Below are 17989 nucleotides of genomic sequence, written 5' to 3'. Positions count from 1 at the left end.
ATCACCGCTTGGCGCCTCTCCTGACCGCGTGAGTCGAGCGGGACCGCTGCACGGTGCAAACGAGCAGCTACTCGCGTTCACTCACGGCGCCTGTCGACGCCGAGCTGGTGCTCCAGCTGGCTGCGAATCTCAGTGGGCAGCCGGCCTGTTCGCGCCCAGTCGACGATCAGTTCGGCCACGTGCCGCAACTTGATGTTGGTGTTCTGGGAGGTGCTCCGCAGCACGTCCCAGCCCTGGTCGGGAGTCAGCTGTCCTACTGCCAGGATGACCCCGATGGCCTGATCGACAACGGCGTGCGAGCGCACTGCCTCTTTGAGCTGGAGGTTTTCGTCCTCCAGTCGCAGAACCGTGTCCATGGAGGTCTCAGGGGGCGCGGGATGCTGGGAGAGTTGCTGTGTCGTGTCCGCTTCGGACGTCAACGTCGCCTCCGGGGTATCGGGAGTCCGGCGTCAGTTCGATTCATCTCATGCCCAGGAATGCGGCGCCGTCACGCCGACTGCGAAAGCCGGTCCGGCGCTGCGGTGTGTCAGCCACCCGGGGGGTCGTGCCGATGTCGTCACCGGTCACCTTCCGTTGTTCGTTCGTGCGGGGGTGTCGTGTGCAACTGCTGGTTCCGGCTGCCGTGTTCGGCGTCGTGCTGAGCAAGGAGGGCGAGGAGATCCGCCACCGTCGGCCCGGAGTCTGCCGGGTGCCGCAGGTTGGTCCCCTCTTCGATCCGGTACTCGTTGGAGCGTCCTTGGCGGGTGTGGGTGAGATACCCGTCTTCCTCCAAATCCGAAATGATCTTCTGGACGGCCCGCTCGGTGAGCTGGCACCGCGCGGCGATGTCGCGGATGCGGGTGGTGCGGTCCTCGGCGATCGCGGCCAGCACGCGGGCGTGATTGGTCAGGAACGTCCAGCCTGTATGTGACTCGGGTACTCCACGCATCACCTCAGGATAGACGCAGTATTCACGTATACGAAAGTGTGAAAAGCTTTTCCGGTATCTCTTGACGGGTGAACGGTGGGGCGTGGACGCTTGCGGGGTCAGAGTCGGGTGGATGCCTAGGGAGCGGCGGCCATGTCAGAGCGTGCGCCTTCTGTGCAGCCCGAGAGCGGCGAGAGGTCCCCGCTCGCGTGCACAGGCCACTACCCCCCGCGGGAGGGCACTGCGGCCGGCGAGGCCACGCAGGATGCGCGCACTGAACTCGCTTGCATGGACAACCTGGTGGACACGGTCCACGGAGATCCGCTGCCCGAGCCAGTGCAGCAGCAACTGACCGCCGCCGCTATCGGCCTCGACACGCCGCTGGCCGAGCCCTGTGGCGTGAAGGGATGACCACGATGGAGCCTCCAAGGCTGTCGGTCACCCGGTTCACCACCGCCGACGGCATCGTCGTGCTGGCCTTGCGTGGCGAAGTCGACCTCACTACCGGCGCGGAGATCCAGCGCGCGCTCCTGGGCCCCGACGGTGAAGCCACCCGGCACACCGTGATGGACCTGAGTCAGGTGACCTTCATGGACTCCACTGGCATCAACGCCCTGATCGGGGCTCACCAGGCCGCCACTGCCATCCAGAGCTGGGTGCGCGTGGCCGGCCCCACCCCCTACATCCTGCGCGTCCTTCAGCTCGTCGGCCTCGACACTGTGATGCCCTGCTATCCCACGCTCCACCAGGCCCTGAGCAGCTAGGACATCGTTCCAGTCCCGGCGGCCCGAGCCCACCGGCGGCCGTCGCTTCCCTCAACATCTGGGGCCCCGTCGAGGTCGCTCGGACGCCCTGACTGGGAGGCTGCCCGCAGCACCGCCGACGATCAGGGCTGGCCGAGGTTCGGTGCTGGCTCCGCCTCCGCCCTTGAGTCAGGGTGTGGTCAGCCCACCTTGTGCCTCTGGAGCGGCTCCGTGTTCGCTCCGGCTCTCTGTTGCACACCGTGGAGGAATACCTCGAGTGGCCACCGCGCGCCCGACGGTCGCCCGGTGGCCGGCCCGCGGCGGGTCGCCCCGAGCATGCCGGCCGGGCGCAGGCCGGGCGCGAGCGGGGCCTCACGGGACGCCGGGGCGGTCACGGGGGCGACGCCCCGCCGCTCTCTGGGCGCGTTCATTCCGGCAGTGGAGCGTCGCTGGCCTCGCCGGAGCCGCCAGGCCCGCAAGGCGGCGAAGAAGACGCGGTACGCCACCGAACCGGCGCGCGCCTCGCTCGGCAAACCCGCCAAGCGGCTCGGTAAGCGCGTACAGAAGGTGCTCGGGGACCATCAGGACACCGTCGTCGCGCGGGAGCCCTGCGGCACCTGGCCCTGGCGGCGCACGCGGCAGGCGAGCCCGGTTTCACCTGGGGCCTGCTGTACGGCCAGGAGCAAGCCGTGGCCAAAGTGCGCGAACGGGAACTGTCGGCCGCGTGGGCCGATGCATCGAAACCCGGGCTGCGCAAGGCGCTCGTTCACTGAGAGGTCGTTGACTTCCCGTTTGGCGGGCCGTGAGTGATCGGCGTCGAGGGCTGCGTACCGCCGGCCGCTGCCGTTCACCGGGCGGTCGGCGTAGAGGAGGGGCCCGGCTTTGCCCAACGTGCGCCTCGCCCTGGACAGCGTTGAGGAGATCCCGCCGACCCTCGGCCGCCTCGGCGAAGGTATCGAGCGCAACCTTCGTACGCGTGTTCAGGCGAACCAGTACGCCTCCTGGAACAGCGCAGCGTCCGGTAAGGCGCCGCGGGCTACGTCCGGATGCGCGGGGTGTGGCTGCGGGCGATGCTTGCCGAATGACCGAGCGTTCCGTGATCGTTTGCCTGCCCACCAAGGGGGGCGCCAAGTGCGCGTGGACGGGCAGCCCGTGGGGGCGGCCTGCAGTCTGAGTGGTTTGGCCGAGATCATGCGGCGGGCGGGCGGGCGGGCTGGGCTGGGCTGGTATGGATGAGATCGATGTGGCGGACTCGCCGGTCATCGAGTGGCACGGCGGCGGCCCTGAGGTGTGGTGACGGCGCGCTTGAATCTCCAGCGCCAGTTTGCGCCGAGGGCAGTGTTCCGTGAGATCGCCCCCCGGTCATAGGGGCGTCCGTGAGAGACGCGAAAGCCCCGCCGTCTCACGCCGGCCTCGGGGCAAGCTACGGCCGCCGCTCGTGTCCTGGTGTATCGGTTGTCCTGCTTTGCGGTGCCAGGCGGTATGCCCCCTGCTCCCCGCTCCCATGCGTCCCGGTACACCTTTTCGGCATGCCTGGACGGCAGAAGACCATCATTGCGGCATGCAGAAAATCTGTCATGGCGGGAGTAGACATTCAGGATCACGGAGGTTAATGTCTTGTCCGTAGCCAGGAAGTCAGGAAGGCGCGGCAGACACGAAACTGCGGCGCACCAGCAGGTATTGGCACGGCAGTAGAGCGGCGGGGCCGGCGGATTCTCGGGGTCCTCTCGCTGGCTGCCGGGCTGGGCGGCTCACAGGGGCCGCCAGCAGTACGTAGGTGCAAGGAGATGGATCAGGAAGAGGAGAAGGAGGCAGACGCCATCAGGATCGCCCGGGCAAGGCCGTAGTCGGCCCGGGTACCGCAGGCCCCGGAACGGAAGGTGGTCCCACGGTCACGCATACGCGATCCCCGCACGCATCCCCCTCTCCCGGGAGAGCGAGCGGAAACAGAAGGCCGGCACCGCAGTAGGCCGGCAGATGGTGTTCAAATCCCTCGGGGCCCTGGTGCCGTACGGCACCAGGGCCCCCGATGCGTTCCCACGACAGAGGTGCGAATGACCGCAGAAAACTCTCTGCGTCGTCTCGATGACGACGACTACCCCGCCTACACCATGGGCCGGGCCGCCGAAATGCTCGGCACCACACCCGCCTTCCTGCGGGCGCTCGGTGAAGCCCGCCTGATCACGCCCCTGCGCTCGGAGGGCGGCCACCGCCGCTACTCCCGCTACCAGTTGAAGATCGCCGCTCGCGCTCGCGAACTCGTCGACCAGGGCACTCCGGTCGAGGCTGCCTGCCGCATTGTCATCCTCGAAGACCAGCTCGAAGAGGCCCGGCGCATCAACGAAGAACACCGGGCCGCTGTCGAACCGCGCCGCACGGCGGACGCCTGACCCGCAGGCCATGGCAGCTGGCGGCAGGATTTCCCCATGACTTCACACGGCTGTTGGCGCCCGCACAGGGCTCCGGCGGCGATATCGCCGGAGCCCTTCCGCCGTAAGCCACGTCCTCAGCCACGGCTGCTGTCCTCGCTTGTTTCCCACCCGGAACGGTCAGGCGGCCTGGGTGAGTTCGGCGCGGCCGAACAGGAGCGCGTATCCGGACGGGAGCTGGGCGAGGATGCGATCCAGGAGACCGGGGCCGGCCAGGCGGCCGACGACGGCGAGGACGGCTCCAGTGTCCCAGCGCGCGACCGCGGGGGTGGCACCCATGCGGGTGGCCAGGTCCTTGACGAAGCCCCAGCCGGTGAGCGGTTGAAGGTCGGGGATTTGGCTGGTGAACACGAGGGCGGCCTCGGAGGGGAGGCAGGCGGCGAGGTCGACGCGTTCGTCGCCGGAGAGCTGACGGCCCAGGGCCCCCAGCACGGCACGCGTGACGTCCTCGGCCCGCTCCCGGGTCGGATAAGCGCCTTCGTATCGGACTCTTTCCAGCATCTGCTGAAACGTCATGCCGGGTCGGGCAGTCGCAGGTTCCCGCAGCGGAAGCATCGGGAGTGATTTCCTTTCTCGGGCAAGGGCGTTGTCGCCTGTGGGAAGGGCCGGCCGGGGTGAGTGCCGGCCGGCCCTGCTGAATTGATGAGCGGGTCACGCGTTCCTGGGCTCAGGCGTGCTCGGGACGGCCGAAGAGGAGGTCGTAGCCCGGGGGGAGCTGGAGCAGGATGCGGCGGGTGAGTTCCTCGCCCGCCGCATCGGCGGTCACGCTCAGTACGGCGCTGACGTCCCAGGCCGCGGTCTGTTCGGTGGCTCCCTCGATCCACGCCGCGGTGGCCCGCAGGAACCGCTCCGGCGGGAGGGGCTCGGTGGCCTGCAGCGGGTTGAGAAGAACCAGGGCGAAGGTCTCCGGGAGCCGGGCGGCCAGCTCGGCGCGGACCTCACCCACCAGATGCGCGCCCAGCAGGGCCAGAACGGTACGCGCGGCCCGTTCGGCTTCCTGGGGGGTGGTGTACTCGCCGCGTTCCTGCACGTGGTCGAGGAATGCTTCCCATCGCATGGCCACCACTGCCCCCTTCACGTCGTTGTGTGATGGACGTAGGGCGGAGGACGGGACCAGAGGGGGGATCGATGCCCGTCCTCCGCCGTCGGCGCGGCCGGGGAACTGGCTCCTCAGCCGCCGATCTGCTTGTGCTCGGACTCCCCGCCGATCGCGATCTTGCGGGGCTTGGCGCGCTCGGCGATCGGGATCCGCAGGGTCAGCACCCCCGCTTCGTAGCCGGCCGTGATGCGCTCGGTGTCCAGGGTGTCGGCCAGCACCAGCTGGCGGGAGAAGACACCCAGGGGCCGCTCGGAGAGCTCCATCTGTACGTCGTCGGTCTTCACGACCGGGCGGCGCTCGGCCTTGACGGTGAGCATGTTCCGTTCGACATCGATGTCGATCGCGTCCTTCGCGACACCGGGCAGGTCGAGGGCGATCACGTACTCCTCGCCCTCACGGTAGGCGTCCATCGGCATCGCCGAGGGCCTGGACCAGGTACCGGTCACACCCGTCAGCTGCTGGGCAAGCCGGTCGAGTTCGCGGAACGGGTCGGTGCGCATCAACATCGCGAATACACCTCCACAGGTCTGGCAGGAACTGCCAATGCGCTTCGTCTGACACCGTTGTAACATGTCATCCAAACGATGACAAGTAAGGTGTCGTCCAAAGGGTGACAATGCCGAGAGGATCTCCGTGAACGCCTCCCCCGAGCCCCGCGACCCCACCTCGTTCTTCGCTGCCGCGGCAGCGCTGAACACGATCAACGAAGCCGTCCGCACCGCCCAGACCCCCCAGAGCGGAGCGCACCCACAGGACGGACAAGCCAGTGCGGACCAGGCCCTGGCCGCACTCCTCCTGCTGCGTGAACTGCGCGACCAACTCGCAGGATGGGAACCTGGACTGATCGAGGCAGCCCGGGCAGCAGGCTCCAGCTGGGCGGACCTCGCCCACCCGCTCGGCGTCGCCAGCCGCCAGGCCGCCGAACGCCGCTACCTGCGCGTACGCCCCGGAACACCCGGCACCACCGGCGAACAGCGCGTACAAGCCACCCGCAACCGCCGGGCCGCCGACCGCACCATCACCACCTGGGCCCGGACCAACGCCGCCGAACTACGCCAACTCGCCGGCCAGATCACCGCGCTCACGGACCTCCCCTCCCAGGCCCGCACACCTCTGGCCCGGCTCGCCGACGCCCTCGCCGACAACGACGCCGCCCAGCTCATCGCCCCACTCGCCGACACCCGCACACACCTCAAGGCCACGCACCCCGACCTCGCAGCCCGCATCGCCACCATCACCCACCACACCGACCAACTCCGCCAGACCGGCGACGCCCACCGCTGAACAGCGGACGGTGATTTCGCTGCGCGATCAGCGGCTGCCTCTGATTCGCGGACTGCCGCCAGAAGTCTGTAGCCCCGGAGGGACCAGTATCGGCGGCGGTCAAGGCTTGGGTGGCGCCTCTACTGAGCAACTCCGGCACCCAATCAATCCATAAAGGTTTGAACAACAACTTCCTGGCGTATGGGTGGGCTGCTCGGATGCCCGTGTGTGCGAGCCATGCCGCAACTGGAGAAGCGCGCGAGGCAGGCGCACGCATCCGGAACCGGCGGTCAGACCGAGCCCCAACGGCTGGCATATCGTCATACGTCAGAGGACGGCATACTCGTTGACCGCGCCGGCGGCCAAGGGTCCCGTCCGGCCGGATCGGACTCAAGCGCATGACGTCCGACCACGCGTGCATCACCGGCATCAAGAACCAGGCCCCGCGGATGGGAAACGCTGCGCGGAACACGGAGGCTGCCGTGGCCAGGGGGATGAGCGCGGCTGCCAGCCCGGGGTGACAGGGTGACGGCGGTCGCGAAAGCCGCGACGGCGGCCGCGTGCCCGGTCGGCAACGCCCGGGTGGCGGGTCGGGGTAAAAGCCGTTGCCCGGAGGCCGACTTGGCGGCGATGCCGACGGCGCAGGCCAGGGCGAGTGAGCTGGTGGCGCGCAGGGCGCACGGCGTGCTCCACGGTTGCTGGACAGGCCCATGACGGCCCGCCGGTCAGCCACGGCAGCTGGGTGTGGGAGGAGGCGGCGCGCGAGGGCGGCCGTGCATCGAGTGCGCGGGGGTGTCTCATGCCCGACTGCGTACCCGCGGCGATACCGATCACGCGGCCGCCGGCCTACACGAACTGGTCAACGGCGCCTGCCGTGTTGCCTGTTGGCCATCCCGTTTCAGACGTGACCGCCCAGGGGACGCGCGGGCGGCGAACGTGGAGGTGGGTCCCAGGCAGCCCGCTTTCAAACAAGCTCTGTGCCACACAACCGCGGCTGTCCCGAGGCGTTTCGGACCGGAGGCACACCCGCGGGAGCAGTTGTCGCTGCTCTCTTGTGTGCTGCGGTCTGCCGGCTCCGACGGTGAGTGACGCCACGCACGCGGCGAAGCCCACCGTATGGTGAAGATCTCCGACGCTCGGGTGCGCGAACTGCGCGAGAGGTACTGGAGCATGCCCATGAAGCAGCGGCCGTCCGCCGTGTCGCTAGCCGCACGACTGGGCACCGACTCCAAGACCGTGTGGAACTGGCTGCAACGGAAAGTCGCGGCTTTCGGCGGGTGGCCCCACCAGCGACTCTGTGGAGAACAGGCGGCCGCCCACGACCGCTACCGCAACCACCCCGCCGACGCCCATGTCCGCGAGTTGCACCGATGCGTCGTCCAGCCCCTCGACGGCAGCCCAGGCCCTCGGTAAGCAGGTAACCGACTCCCCGTTGCGCGATCTCCGGCAGCATCGCGCTGGCCCTCGCCGGTGTGCTGCCGGCTGTCGCCCGCTCGCGGACCGCGGCCCTCTGACCCGAAGTTTCCGATGGAGGCGCGATGAGCCGGTCGGCTTTTGGTCATGTGCGGTGACAGGTTCTGGTCAAAGACTTGTCCAAATGCCGGACACCCCCCGCCACCGGTGATCGGGTCGTCCCCGACGGCTGTATCCCGTGCCCGTTTTGGGAGGACCTGGTGTCAGCACCAACCCGTAAGAGACGATGGCTCACGATCTGCGCCATCACCGCATCCGCCGCACTCGTCGCGATACCCGCCGGCGCCGCGTCCGGCCCGGACGGCACGCCCTTCGGTGCCCGCACACTCGCCCAACTCGCCGCCGAACGTGCCCAGTCGGTGGGCGCCATCACTCCAAAGGCCAAGGCGGAGGACGACGGCGGCGGCGGTGACGATGGCAACGAGGCCGATGAGATAGCCGAGGGTGCGGACCAGTACGCCGAAGCCCGCACCTCGCCCGGCATCGTCGCGCCGGGCGCGTACGGCGCCGCCTGGCAGAGTCTGACCGACCTGCGCAGCACCGGCGGCAGTTGGCGGAACGTCACGGACCTGCCGTACAACTCCGACGATGCGCGTTACCGCGACTACGACTCCAACTCCAGCGGCGGCTCGGGCAACGTCACCGGCCGGATGGCGGCGATGGCCGCCGCCGACGACGGATACGTGTACGCGGGCAGTGCGGGCGGCGGGGTGTGGCGCTCGCACACCGGAGGCGGCCGCTGGCAGCCCATCAGCGACAAGCTGTCCTCGCAGTCCACCGGCGCGCTCGCACTCGACGACGGCGGGCGGCTGTGGCTGGGCACCGGTGAGGCGACGACCAACGCGGACGCCTACCTTGGCAGCGGCGTCTACGTGCTGTCCGACCCGCACCACGGCACGTTTTCCGCGCGCAGCCGGGTAGGCGGTGACGAGCTGGAGTCCACCACCATCCACGAGCTGCGCTTCGGTGGCGGCAGGGTGTGGGCGGCGACGAGCGAGGGCGTGTGGAGCCACTCCACCAAGAAGCTCAGCGGCGCCTGGAAGCTGGAGTTCGCGCCCAACCCCGACTACCTGCCAGGCGGTTCACTGGCGAGCGACGCCTCGGCCGCGTACAAGAATATCGCCAACGACATCGCGATCGATCCGAAGGACCCCTCCAAGGTGGTTCTCGCGGTCGGCTGGCGCAGCGGTGACGACTACAACGGCTTCTACACCAAGGTGAACGGCACCTGGACGCGGATCACCAGCGGCCTGGGCGACCTGCCGGCCGACGCGGACAACGTCGGCAACGTCACCTTCGCCCGGTCCGCCGACGGCTCCCGCTACTACGCCATCGACCAGTCCCCGGAGCAGCTGAACACCAACCCGGACAGCGGTCTGGAGGGAATTTACGTCTCCAAGTCCGGTTCCCCGACCGGTCCTTGGACACAGATCGCGGACTACAAGGGACTGGCCGCCGACGGCTCGGCGCTGACCTCCAGCGGTTACATGCCCGGCGTGCAGGCTTGGTACAACCAGTTCCTGACCGTCGACCCGGCGAACGCGGAACACGTCTACGCCGGCCTCGAAGAGGTCTACGAGACCAAGGACGGCGGTAGTAACTGGTCGACCGTCGGCCCGTACTGGAACTTCGGGTTCTCCTGCTGGAGCATCGACCCGGCCAAGCAGACGGGCGACTGCAACCAGACCACCCACTCAGACCAGCACGGCGTCGCGATCGGCAGCTACCACGGCAAGAGCTTCGTGTACGTCGGCAACGACGGCGGCGCCTACAAGCGCCCGGTCAACGGCTCCCAGGACGCCTCCGGCCACGCCACCGACTGGACCTCACTCAACGACGGCACGATCGACACCCTGCAGTACTACTCGGTGGGCGTCGGCAAGGACCTGACCCACGGCGGCGTCTCCGTCACCGGGGGCCTGCAGGACAACGGCCAGTCCGTCCTGCGCAGCAACGACACGGTGATGGGCTCCAACTTCGGCGGCGACGGCGGCGACACCCTCACCGACCCCGCCAACGGCTGCAACATCGCCGAGGAGTACGTCTACCTCGCCATCCAGATCACCCAGAACTGCGCCGTCAACGACGGCTCCTGGACCACCGACTCCAGCAAGATCACCTCGTACAACGTCGCCCCGGCCGACAACGCCACCAGTGAGGCCCGCTTCATCGCCCCGCTCGCCGCCGACGCGAAGAACAGCTCGACCTGGATCGCCGGCGGCCGGCACGTCTGGGTCCAGACCCACGGCTACGCCATCCGCAGCGGCTCCGAGTGGACCAGCGTCTACGACCTCGGCGCCGGCCGTACCGCGACCGCAGTCGCGGCCTCGGGCGGCAAGGTGTACGCGGCCTGGTGCGGACCCTGCAACAACCAGGGCTTCGCCCGCGGCATCTCCGTCGGCAACGCGGACGGCACCGGCTGGCACGACATCACCCTCCCGGCCACCGGCGCGGACGGCGCCGTGCCCAACCGCTACCTCAGCGGCTTCGCCATCGACCCCAAGAACGCCGACCACGTCTTCCTCGCGGTCAACGGCTTCTCCCGGCACTGGACCGAGGGTCCGGGTGCGGGCGTCGGCCACGTCTTCGAGTCCAAGGACGGCGGCACCACCTGGAAGGACGTCTCGAAGAACCTCCCCGACGTACCGACCAACTCCGCGGTCGTCACGCCGAACGGCGGCCTCGCCGTCGCCACCGACCTCGGCGTCGTCTACCGGGCCCCGGGCCGTACGACGTGGCAGCGCGTCGGCAACCTCCCGGCTGTCGCCGTGCTTCAGCTGAAGCTGAGCCCCGACGGCAAGATGCTGTACGCGGCCACCCATGGCCGCGGCATCTACAGCATCAAGGTTCGTGACTGCGGCTGACGCGTATGAATGGCCGACAGTGATGGGAGGGGTGATCCCGGCCTTCGGGGGTCACCCCTCCGTCGTGTACGGCACCACAGTCACGTGGAGCGTGAAGGCGACGCGTGGCGCGCCCGCCACGTCCGGTGCCTTCGCCAGCGCGGTGACGTCGGACGTACCGCTCCGGGTGCCTGCGCACCGCAGCGAGGCGTGGGCGGTGCCGCCCGTGTCCAGCTGCCATCCGGACGCGAGGACGAAGACGGGCGCGGAACTCTGCACGGCCGTCCACCGCTTGTCGTCGGTGCGAGGCCGCAGGATGAGGGACACCACCGTCCCGGGCCGCACGCACAACCCCTGTGTGACCGCGTCACCGGGGCTGACGGTGACCTCCGCGCGCCCGGCGGCGCAGCTGGCCGCCGAAGGGGAGGGCGTGGTGGCCGACGCTGACGGGCTCGGTTCGCTCGGGCTGGCGGGTCTGATTGAGGAGGGCACCGTGGACCGGGGCGCTGAGGGAGGCGTCGGAGTATTGGTCGGCGGCCCTGCCGGACGGCTCCCGGACGGCACTCCCACGGATCGGCCGTCCGCCGAAGAGCTGCAGGCCGCCAGGACGAACACCCCGGCGACCATCCATGCCTTGGCCCACCATCGCATGCCAGAACCTCCCGGGCCTCTCGTATGGATACCAGCATGCCCCGTCGGCGCCGATCGGATCGCCTGCAGGGCTTCGTGGACGAACCGGTGCGCCCTGGGGTGTGCCGAGGCGCTCCATAGGGGGCTGCATCCGCAGAGGTCAGCGGCGGGTCGGCAGCGGCCCGGACCCTACGGACCCGCGAGGTGCGGACACGGTGGCGCCGCCGTGAGTGGTGGAGGCGAGGCTGCCACCGGTGACGGCGACGGTCCGGGGAGTCTGGGTCATCGGGTCTTCCTGATGACGATGATGGCGACCATGTTCTTCGGGGCCGGGCTCATCCCGACGTACCTTCTGGTGCAGTCGCTGGGCCTCACCGACACCTATCTGTCGCTGATCCTGCCGAGCGCGGTCAGCGTCTTCAACATCCTCGTCCTGCGGGCCTTCTTCATGGGCATCTCACCCGAACTCACCGAGTCCGCCCGCATCGACGGTGCCAGCGACCTGCGCATCCTGCTGACCATCATCATGCCGCTCTCGCGCGCGGTGCTGGCCGTCATCTCGCTGTTCTACGCGGTCGGTTACTGGAGTGCCTGGTTCAACGCCTCCATCTACCTCACCGACCAGCAGATGATGCCGCTGCAGAACGTGCTCATCCAGCTTGTGCAGAAGAACACCGAGGCGCCGACCGGCCTCCAGCAGGCGGTCCGCACCGGCCAACTCTCCTCACTGGGGCTGCAGATGGCCGTCATGGTCCTCGCGCTGATCCCCGTCGCGGTCGCCTCCCCCTTCGTCCAGCGGCACTTCAAGAAGGGCATGCTCACCGGGGCCATCAAGGGCTGAAAGCCCTTGGTCCGAGTCCCGCCGCAGTGCCTTCCGCAGTATGTCCGCGGCTCCGCCCGAGTGATGGCGCCCACGTGGCGGAGCCGCAGTCAGGACTTCTTCCGGCGACGCGCAGCCGATCGATTTCGTCGCCGGAGAGGACCACGTCCTCAGTCAGGAGCGTGGTAGCACCCCCACAATTCCCCCCACCCGTGGAAGGGACACCATGGTAAAGAGCGCGATACGCAAGGTCAGCATGGCGGTGCTGGCGCCGGCGATGGCTCTCGGAGCCACCGTCGGCCTCGCCTCCGCCCCTGCCTCCGCCGCCGTCTGGAGCACCTGCGACCAGTACGGCAGCACGAACCTGAACGGCTACACGCTCTACAACAACATCTGGGGCTCCGGCGCCGGCAGCCAGTGCATGTGGGCCAACTCCGGGACCGGCTGGGGTGTCTGGGCCAACCACCCCAACACCGGCGGCATCAAGTCCTACGCCAAATCAACGAAGTCGATCAACAAGTCGATCGACTCCCTCGGCTGGCTCACCAGCAACTACGACGTCAGCGTCCCGTCGTCCGGCGCGTACAACACGTCGTACGACATCTGGGGACAACCACCACCAGTACGAGATCATGCTCTGGGTCAACTACAACGGATCCGTCGGCCCGATCGGCGCCTACCAGGCCAACGTCACGCTCGGCGGCCACAACTGGAACGTCTACAAGGGCACCAACGGGTCGAACCAGGTGTTCTCGTTCCTGCGGACGTCCGACTCCAACTCCGGCACCGTGGACGTCAAGCCGGTCCTCAACTGGATCGCGTACACCAAGGGCTGGATGCCCGGCAGCGAGGTCATCGGTGACGTGCAGTTCGGCTATGAGATCACCTCGTCGTCCGGCGGACTCAACTTCAACACCAACAACCTGACCGTCAGTGGCGGCTGACCCGACATCAGTGACACCGGGCCCGAGGTCGGTCCGCGTCCCTTCTCAGGCGCGGTCGACCTCGGCCCTCAGTGCGTTGCAGTCCGCGAAGTGGCTTCGACGTCGGCCTTGGGCGGACGGTGGGGTCAGTGCCGGGCGAACTGGACCTGGGTGGGTTGCACGACGTTCGGCCGCACCGCGATTCCGTTGATGGTCAACCGTTCGCCGTAGATGTCGGTGAGTCTGATCGCGCTGCCGCACCCGCTGCCGTCCGCGGCGATGAAGTAGTTGTAGGAGGTGCGGGGCAGTTGCCGCCAGCCGCCTGAGGTGCGGACCTCCAGCCTGGCGACTGGGTTGCGGTGGCCGATCGCCTGGATGCCGCACCAGTAGCGGCTGGAGCCGGTCTTGTACCGGATGGAGATCTTGTTGGAGATGCTGGGGCTCACCAGGCTCCAGGTGATGGGGATCCGGCCGACCTTGAGGTCGGCCAGTTTGGCGAATGCCTGTTGGCTGAGGTCGAGTTGCCCGGGTGCGCAGGGCAGGGGGCATTCGTTGGTGATGCGTACCGTGATGGATCTGCCGTTGGCCGCGCGCACGAGCACGTACGCGCCGCACGCCCTGGACGTCTCGTAGTCGGTGGTGTTCATGGCCGCGATCATGAGGTCGGGGCTGGGGCCGAACAGGCAGGCGCCGTTTCCGTCCGCGGCCTCGTAGGCGGTGGCGACGCCCCGGTAGGTGGTGTGCGGCTGAAGCCGTCCTGCCTGCGCAGTTGTGGTAGCGGGCTTTCGCTTGGGCTCCGGGGTGTCAGTGGGTGACGGTCGCGGCGACGTGGTGGTCGCGGCACCCTTCGGGGTGGGGGAGCCTGTCGGGCTGGGCGAGCCGGTGGGGCTCGCCGTCGCGGCCGGGGTGGCCCTCTCGCCGCCGACGGCGGTGGCTTTCACCTGGGTGGTGGCGAGGGGCGTGGCTGCGGCAGGCCCTGCGTCGACGTTGCGATCGGGGAGCAACGCCATGACCAGGTAGGCGACAACGCCCGCGGCGATCAGCGCCGATGTGCCGGCCAGCATGAGCCTGCGTCTTTGTCTGCGCTGCCGCGCGGCCTGCCTCGATGTGTTCATTTCCAGTCCGTTCGCAAGATCGAGCCGATGGTGCACTACTGAGTGACCACCGGAAGCGCAAAGGTTGCCAACGATTTCTCACAGGAAGTGGCCCACGCGCGAGCGGGGATATGCCGCGGCGCCGCAGAGACGTCAGAGCCCCGGTTGCCCGGGAGGTGGGCAACCAGGGCGAGGGCCGGTCGGTCAGGATTCCTTGACAGCCGTACCGGTGACTGAGTCTCCGGTCTTCGTGACCTTGTACTTCACCTTGGCGCCGCTGTGGAAGTGGAAGGTCAGCGTCGCCGGTTCGCCGTCACGCAGTGCCTTCAGGAATTCGGGGGTCAGGATGATCGTGCCGTTCGGGTAGTCCGGCGAGAAGGCCACGTTGAACTCCTGGTACGGAGTCCAGCTGGTCTGGCCGGCGTTGCTGCCGTCGGCGTACGTGGCCTCCATGGTCGCCAGCAGGTCACCCTGGTACTTCGTGGGAATGGTGAACGAATCGGGTGTGCCCGTGGCGTTCGACAGCACCGGAGTGTCGTAGGTGACCACGTCGATCTGCCAGGGCAGGCCGCGGGAGAACCGGGCCTGGAGCGTCGCGTTGACCCCGTAGTCCCGCTCGCCGGTCAGCCGGGTCAGCGCCCGCGCCGTGAGGGTGAGGCGATCGTCGAAGACGGTGTAGTCCTGGCCCTCGACAAGTTTGGTGTCGCCGTGCCACAGACTCTGGAACGTGGTGCCGTTCCGGTTCAGTGTGAGCGACTGGGCTGTGAGCCGGCTCGACTTCGCCACGAAGACCTTGTCGAAGGAGGCGGTTCCCGAGCGGGTGGTCCAGCTCGACTTGATCCAGGCGAAGAGAGCGGGGTCACGCCACTTCAGGGTGTCCCGGTTCAGGTAGGCGAAGCCGGGGTCCCACAGGGCGGTGGTGACACCGGCGACGCGTGCCGCGTGTCCGACGTGCTCGTAGTACTTAAGCGCCTCGCCCCGCTCGATGCGGGAGGGGTGGTTGTCGTCGGGATATGCGAGCAGGCCGTACTCGCCGAGGTAGACGGGGATGCCCCTGTCGACGAAGGTGTCGTGCATGCGGGCGAAGGCGTCGGTCAGGTCGTTCTGGGCGGCGGCGTCGTACCGGGTGCCGCCCGCGACGTTCACGCTGAACGGGTAATAGCTGTAGTAGTGCACGGTGGCGACCAGGTTGCGGTCGTGCAGCGCGCTGATCGTCGTGTACAGGTCGTCCATGAGGTCCTGTGAGGGGGTGCCGCCCTGTGTGGTCAGGACGAGCAGTCGGCCCTTGTTCGCGCCGCCCGAAGAGCGGACGATCTCGTGGAACGAGGTGTTCAGCTCGTTCATGAACTGGGTCTTCTGCGCCGCCGTGGCGTTGTCGAAGCCGGGTTCGTTGATGCTCTCGAAGAGCAGGGTGCGCGGCTCGTCGCGGAACGTCGCGGAGATCTGGGTCCACAGGGCGTCGTAGCGGGCGAGCACGTTGTCGTGGTCGGTGGAGATCTTCGAGACCCACTGCCATGAGTCGTGGTGGACGTTGAGCACGACGTAGAGGTTCTCGGCCTGTGCCCAGTCGACCACCTGCTTGACGCGGCTCAGGTACGCGGCGTCGACGGTGTAGGGCGGGGTGGTGGACTGGTGTGCGCTCCAGGTCACCGGGATGCGGACGCTGCGGAAGCCCTGCGCCCGGAGGGTTTTGAACAGCTCCCTGGTGGCCTTGGGGTTGCCCCAGGACGTCTCGTCCGGAATCGCGTCCAGGGTGTTGCCCAGGTTCCAGCTGGGCTGCATCGCGGCGACGGCGTCCATGGCGCGGGCCGGAACTTTGACCGTGGCGCGTGCCTGCTGTGCCGTGCCGCCGGTCGCGGCGAGCGCGGTGCTGCCGGACAGTCCCAGGATGACGAGCAGCGCCATGAGCAGGCCGGCCAGGCGTCCGGGGCCGCGGCTGTGGTGGTGTGCGGGTTGCCGTATGTCCTTCATGTGCCATGCCTTTCGGTCGGTCGTACGGGTGATCCGATCCGTGGTCGGGCAGCGGCAGGCGCCACCGTCGGCCGCGCCTGCCGCTGCAGGTCCATGGGGTGATGTGTGTCGTGCCGTTCTCGGGGTTCAGGGCCGGACCACCGAGCCGGCCGGGGAGGACGGGTCAGCCGGCCCTCGTCGCCACATGGCGGAGCGGTCCTGTGTCCCTGTCAGCAGAGGGAGGCAGAGGGAGGCAGAGGGAGGCAGAGGGAAGCAGAGGGAGGGGGCCTGGTTCAGCCGTCGAGTGGCTCGTAGGCGAACCAGTCGAAGTGGACGATGCCCGCCGCGGTGTACATGCCGATGACCCGACCGGTGAAGCCGCCGGCGACCTCGGTCGACAGGTAGCGGCCGTCGAGGGTCGCGAGCTCGGTGAACGTGCCGTCGGGCTGCTCGACGCCGAGGGAGACGACGTCGGGTCCCGTGCACGGCCCGTGCGGAGACGGCGGCTGCGTGATCGTGACGGCGAGGACCACTGGCCCGGCGGGCACGGACCGTGCGGCCACGACCGTGCGCAGGGAGCCGATACGCGCGACCACCCGCACCCGCGTGCCGGACACCTCGATTTCGTAGTGGTGCCGCTCGTCGAGCCGCACGGCGAGGCCGCCGCCTCCCTCCGTGGCATCGACCAAAGTGCGTGCCCGGCACGACCTGTGCTGCTGGCGCCGGCCGGTGAACACCACGTCGGGCTCGTCCATGGAGCCGCCCCGCGCGCGGAGCGTCAGCCATCCGGGGCGCTTCTTGGTGGTGCAGTGTTCGGCGGGCCGGTCCCGCAGAGAGATCCAGGACGGCCGCAGTTTGGCGAGCTCGAAGTCGTCCCGGTGCTCCTCGACAGGGCTGGGGGAGAGCGGCCACGGGAGCTCGGGCAGGTCCAAGGCGACCTCGCCGACCACCGGCCAGTCGTCCACCCAGGTCACGGGGGCCAGGAAGGTCTCCCGGCCGAGCACATGCCAGCCCGGTGTGCCGCCGCCCGGTCGGACGCCGAGGAACACCATCCACCAGGAGCCGTCGGGGCCTTGGACCAGGTCGGCGTGCCCGGTGTTCTGGACGGGGTGGTCGGTGCCGCGGTGAGTGAGGATCGGGTTGGCCGGGCACGGCTCGAACGGGCCGGCGGGCGTACGGCCGCGGGCGATCGACACGGCGTGGCCGCGCTCGGTGCCGCCCTCGGCGATGAGCAGGTACCAGTAGTCGCCGATCCGGTACAGGTGCGGCGCCTCCGGGGCCTTGGCGCCGGGCCCGCCGGACCAGAGCCTGTGCGGTGTTCCGTACGTCTGCCCGGTGGACGGGTCGAGACGGACCTGCGAGACCCCGGCGACCGTGCACCAGCAGGTGCCGTCCTCGTCCCAGACCAGGTCGGGATCGATGCCGGGGACACCCGGCGCCCAGATGGGGTCCGACCACGGTCCGGCGGGGTCGGTGGCCGTGACGATCAGGTTGCCGCCGCCCTCGCTGCAGTTGGTGACGATCAGCCAGAAGCGGCCGTCGTGGTGGCGCAGGGTGGGGGCGTAGATCCCGCCGGAGGACCACGCGTCCGACAGACGCAGCTGCGCCGGCCGGTCCAGGGCGTTGCCGATCTGCGTCCAGTGCACCAGGTCACGGCTGTGGAAGAGGGGCACCCCAGGGAAGTACTCGAAGCTGGAGCAGGCCAGGTAGTAGTCGTCGCCGACGCGGCAGACGCTGGGGTCGGGGTGGAAGCCGGGGATCACGGGGTTGGTCAATCGTCCGTCCGGCTGGTGCAGAGGGGGCACCCGATGGGTC

At 68.8% G+C, this 17989-nt stretch carries 16 protein-coding genes and 3 pseudogenes; 9 read left to right on the top strand and 10 right to left on the bottom strand.

The features are described from left to right. Positions 1–77: 77 nt before the first annotated feature. Entirely contained in the window at positions 78–356 is a 279-nt protein-coding gene (locus OG798_RS04840; protein WP_097227033.1) for an ANTAR domain-containing protein, read from the bottom strand. Positions 357–556: 200 nt separating this feature from the next. After that, a complete protein-coding gene (locus tag OG798_RS04835; protein ID WP_095856887.1) occupies positions 557–928 on the bottom strand; it encodes a helix-turn-helix transcriptional regulator in 372 nt (123 codons plus the stop codon). A 267-nt stretch (positions 929–1195) separates the two neighbouring features. Here OG798_RS04835 and OG798_RS04830 point away from each other — a divergent pair, with 267 nt between their 5' ends. The 4 genes and pseudogenes from OG798_RS04830 (at position 1196) to OG798_RS04815 (ending at position 4040) form a co-directional block, all read left to right on the top strand. Further along, positions 1196–1318, top strand: coding sequence for a hypothetical protein (locus OG798_RS04830; RefSeq protein WP_257017069.1), 123 nt, complete (start codon positions 1196–1198; stop codon positions 1316–1318). A 5-nt stretch (positions 1319–1323) separates the two neighbouring features. Continuing rightward, the gene (locus tag OG798_RS04825) at positions 1324–1671 is read left to right on the top strand and encodes an STAS domain-containing protein (RefSeq protein ID WP_328756379.1); all 348 of its coding nucleotides are present in this window, start codon (positions 1324–1326) and stop codon (positions 1669–1671) included. Between the two features lie 447 nt (positions 1672–2118). Next, positions 2119–2423: pseudogene (locus OG798_RS04820) on the top strand (CHAD domain-containing protein); the annotation flags it as partial. Positions 2424–3704: 1281 nt separating this feature from the next. Beyond that, on the top strand, positions 3705–4040 hold the full coding sequence (locus OG798_RS04815) for a MerR family transcriptional regulator (RefSeq protein ID WP_328756378.1): 336 nt from the start codon (positions 3705–3707) through the stop codon (positions 4038–4040). Positions 4041–4199: 159 nt separating this feature from the next. Here OG798_RS04815 and OG798_RS04810 read toward each other — a convergent pair whose 3' ends face one another. The 3 genes from OG798_RS04810 to OG798_RS04800 form a co-directional block, all read right to left on the bottom strand. Beyond that, the gene (locus OG798_RS04810) at positions 4200–4634 is read right to left on the bottom strand and encodes a DUF2267 domain-containing protein (RefSeq protein WP_121417606.1); all 435 of its coding nucleotides are present in this window, start codon (positions 4632–4634) and stop codon (positions 4200–4202) included. Positions 4635–4746: 112 nt separating this feature from the next. Then, a complete protein-coding gene (locus OG798_RS04805; RefSeq protein WP_095858369.1) occupies positions 4747–5142 on the bottom strand; it encodes a DUF2267 domain-containing protein in 396 nt (131 codons plus the stop codon). A 107-nt stretch (positions 5143–5249) separates the two neighbouring features. Then, positions 5250–5684, bottom strand: a complete 435-nt coding sequence (locus tag OG798_RS04800; RefSeq protein ID WP_095851767.1) for an Hsp20/alpha crystallin family protein — start codon at positions 5682–5684, stop codon at positions 5250–5252. A gap of 127 nt (positions 5685–5811) precedes the next feature. Between OG798_RS04800 and OG798_RS04795 the strand changes: the two genes are divergently transcribed. The 3 genes from OG798_RS04795 (at position 5812) to OG798_RS04785 (ending at position 10778) form a co-directional block, all read left to right on the top strand. Continuing rightward, a complete protein-coding gene (locus tag OG798_RS04795; protein ID WP_328756376.1) occupies positions 5812–6462 on the top strand; it encodes a type III effector protein in 651 nt (216 codons plus the stop codon). Positions 6463–7557: 1095 nt separating this feature from the next. Beyond that, positions 7558–7854 (top strand): hypothetical protein, encoded by a 297-nt coding sequence (locus OG798_RS04790; protein ID WP_097227036.1) that lies wholly within the window; start codon positions 7558–7560, stop codon positions 7852–7854. A gap of 260 nt (positions 7855–8114) precedes the next feature. Continuing rightward, complete coding sequence (locus OG798_RS04785; RefSeq protein WP_267060491.1) at positions 8115–10778, top strand: glycosyl hydrolase; 2664 nt, start codon at positions 8115–8117, stop codon at positions 10776–10778. Between the two features lie 51 nt (positions 10779–10829). Here the strand turns inward: OG798_RS04785 and OG798_RS04780 are convergent, their stop codons facing one another. Both OG798_RS04780 and OG798_RS04775 read right to left on the bottom strand, forming a co-directional pair. Continuing rightward, positions 10830–11102: an acetyl-CoA synthetase gene (locus OG798_RS04780; RefSeq protein WP_257039574.1), complete on the bottom strand. Its 273-nt coding sequence runs from the start codon at positions 11100–11102 to the stop codon at positions 10830–10832. 445 nt (positions 11103–11547) lie between these two features. Beyond that, positions 11548–11673, bottom strand: a complete 126-nt coding sequence (locus OG798_RS04775) for a hypothetical protein (RefSeq protein ID WP_257017441.1) — start codon at positions 11671–11673, stop codon at positions 11548–11550. Here OG798_RS04775 and OG798_RS04770 point away from each other — a divergent pair. Next, a pseudogene (locus OG798_RS04770) lies at positions 11656–12228 on the top strand (carbohydrate ABC transporter permease); the annotation flags it as partial. The gene OG798_RS04775 and the pseudogene OG798_RS04770 sit on opposite strands and share 18 nt — an antisense overlap. A gap of 205 nt (positions 12229–12433) precedes the next feature. Then, positions 12434–13151, top strand: a pseudogene (locus tag OG798_RS04765) (glycoside hydrolase family 12 protein). A 125-nt stretch (positions 13152–13276) separates the two neighbouring features. Here the strand turns inward: OG798_RS04765 and OG798_RS04760 are convergent. The 3 genes from OG798_RS04760 to OG798_RS04750 all read right to left on the bottom strand — a co-directional run bounded on the left by OG798_RS04760 (position 13277) and on the right by OG798_RS04750 (position 17979). After that, the gene (locus OG798_RS04760) at positions 13277–14245 is read right to left on the bottom strand and encodes an expansin EXLX1 family cellulose-binding protein (protein WP_095856895.1); all 969 of its coding nucleotides are present in this window, start codon (positions 14243–14245) and stop codon (positions 13277–13279) included. A gap of 183 nt (positions 14246–14428) precedes the next feature. Then, the gene (locus OG798_RS04755) at positions 14429–16195 is read right to left on the bottom strand and encodes a cellulase family glycosylhydrolase (RefSeq protein WP_267060489.1); all 1767 of its coding nucleotides are present in this window, start codon (positions 16193–16195) and stop codon (positions 14429–14431) included. Positions 16196–16467: 272 nt separating this feature from the next. Beyond that, a complete protein-coding gene (locus tag OG798_RS04750; protein ID WP_328756374.1) occupies positions 16468–17979 on the bottom strand; it encodes a glycoside hydrolase family 43 protein in 1512 nt (503 codons plus the stop codon). Positions 17980–17989 lie beyond the last annotated feature (10 nt).

Origin of the sequence: Streptomyces sp. NBC_00271 (assembly GCF_036178845.1) — a bacterium.
Taxonomy (GTDB): domain Bacteria; phylum Actinomycetota; class Actinomycetes; order Streptomycetales; family Streptomycetaceae; genus Streptomyces.
Note: the sequence above shows the minus strand (reverse complement) of the source record. Positions and strands in the feature narration are given on the sequence as shown.

Bases quoted from the DNA above. Each gene is read 5' to 3' on its own strand.
- OG798_RS04800 (WP_095851767.1), bottom strand. From the start codon at position 5,684: ATGTTGATGCGCACCGACCCGTTCCGCGAACTCGACCGGCTTGCCCAG.
- OG798_RS04790 (WP_097227036.1), top strand. From the start codon at position 7,558: ATGGTGAAGATCTCCGACGCTCGGGTGCGCGAACTGCGCGAGAGGTAC.
- OG798_RS04830 (WP_257017069.1), top strand. From the start codon at position 1,196: ATGGACAACCTGGTGGACACGGTCCACGGAGATCCGCTGCCCGAGCCA.
- OG798_RS04775 (WP_257017441.1), bottom strand. From the start codon at position 11,673: ATGACCCAGACTCCCCGGACCGTCGCCGTCACCGGTGGCAGCCTCGCC.
- OG798_RS04840 (WP_097227033.1), bottom strand. From the start codon at position 356: ATGGACACGGTTCTGCGACTGGAGGACGAAAACCTCCAGCTCAAAGAG.
- OG798_RS04810 (WP_121417606.1), bottom strand. From the start codon at position 4,634: ATGCTTCCGCTGCGGGAACCTGCGACTGCCCGACCCGGCATGACGTTT.
- OG798_RS04755 (WP_267060489.1), bottom strand. From the start codon at position 16,195: ATGAAGGACATACGGCAACCCGCACACCACCACAGCCGCGGCCCCGGA.
- OG798_RS04835 (WP_095856887.1), bottom strand. From the start codon at position 928: ATGCGTGGAGTACCCGAGTCACATACAGGCTGGACGTTCCTGACCAAT.
- OG798_RS04825 (WP_328756379.1), top strand. From the start codon at position 1,324: ATGGAGCCTCCAAGGCTGTCGGTCACCCGGTTCACCACCGCCGACGGC.
- OG798_RS04760 (WP_095856895.1), bottom strand. From the start codon at position 14,245: ATGAACACATCGAGGCAGGCCGCGCGGCAGCGCAGACAAAGACGCAGG.
- OG798_RS04815 (WP_328756378.1), top strand. From the start codon at position 3,705: ATGACCGCAGAAAACTCTCTGCGTCGTCTCGATGACGACGACTACCCC.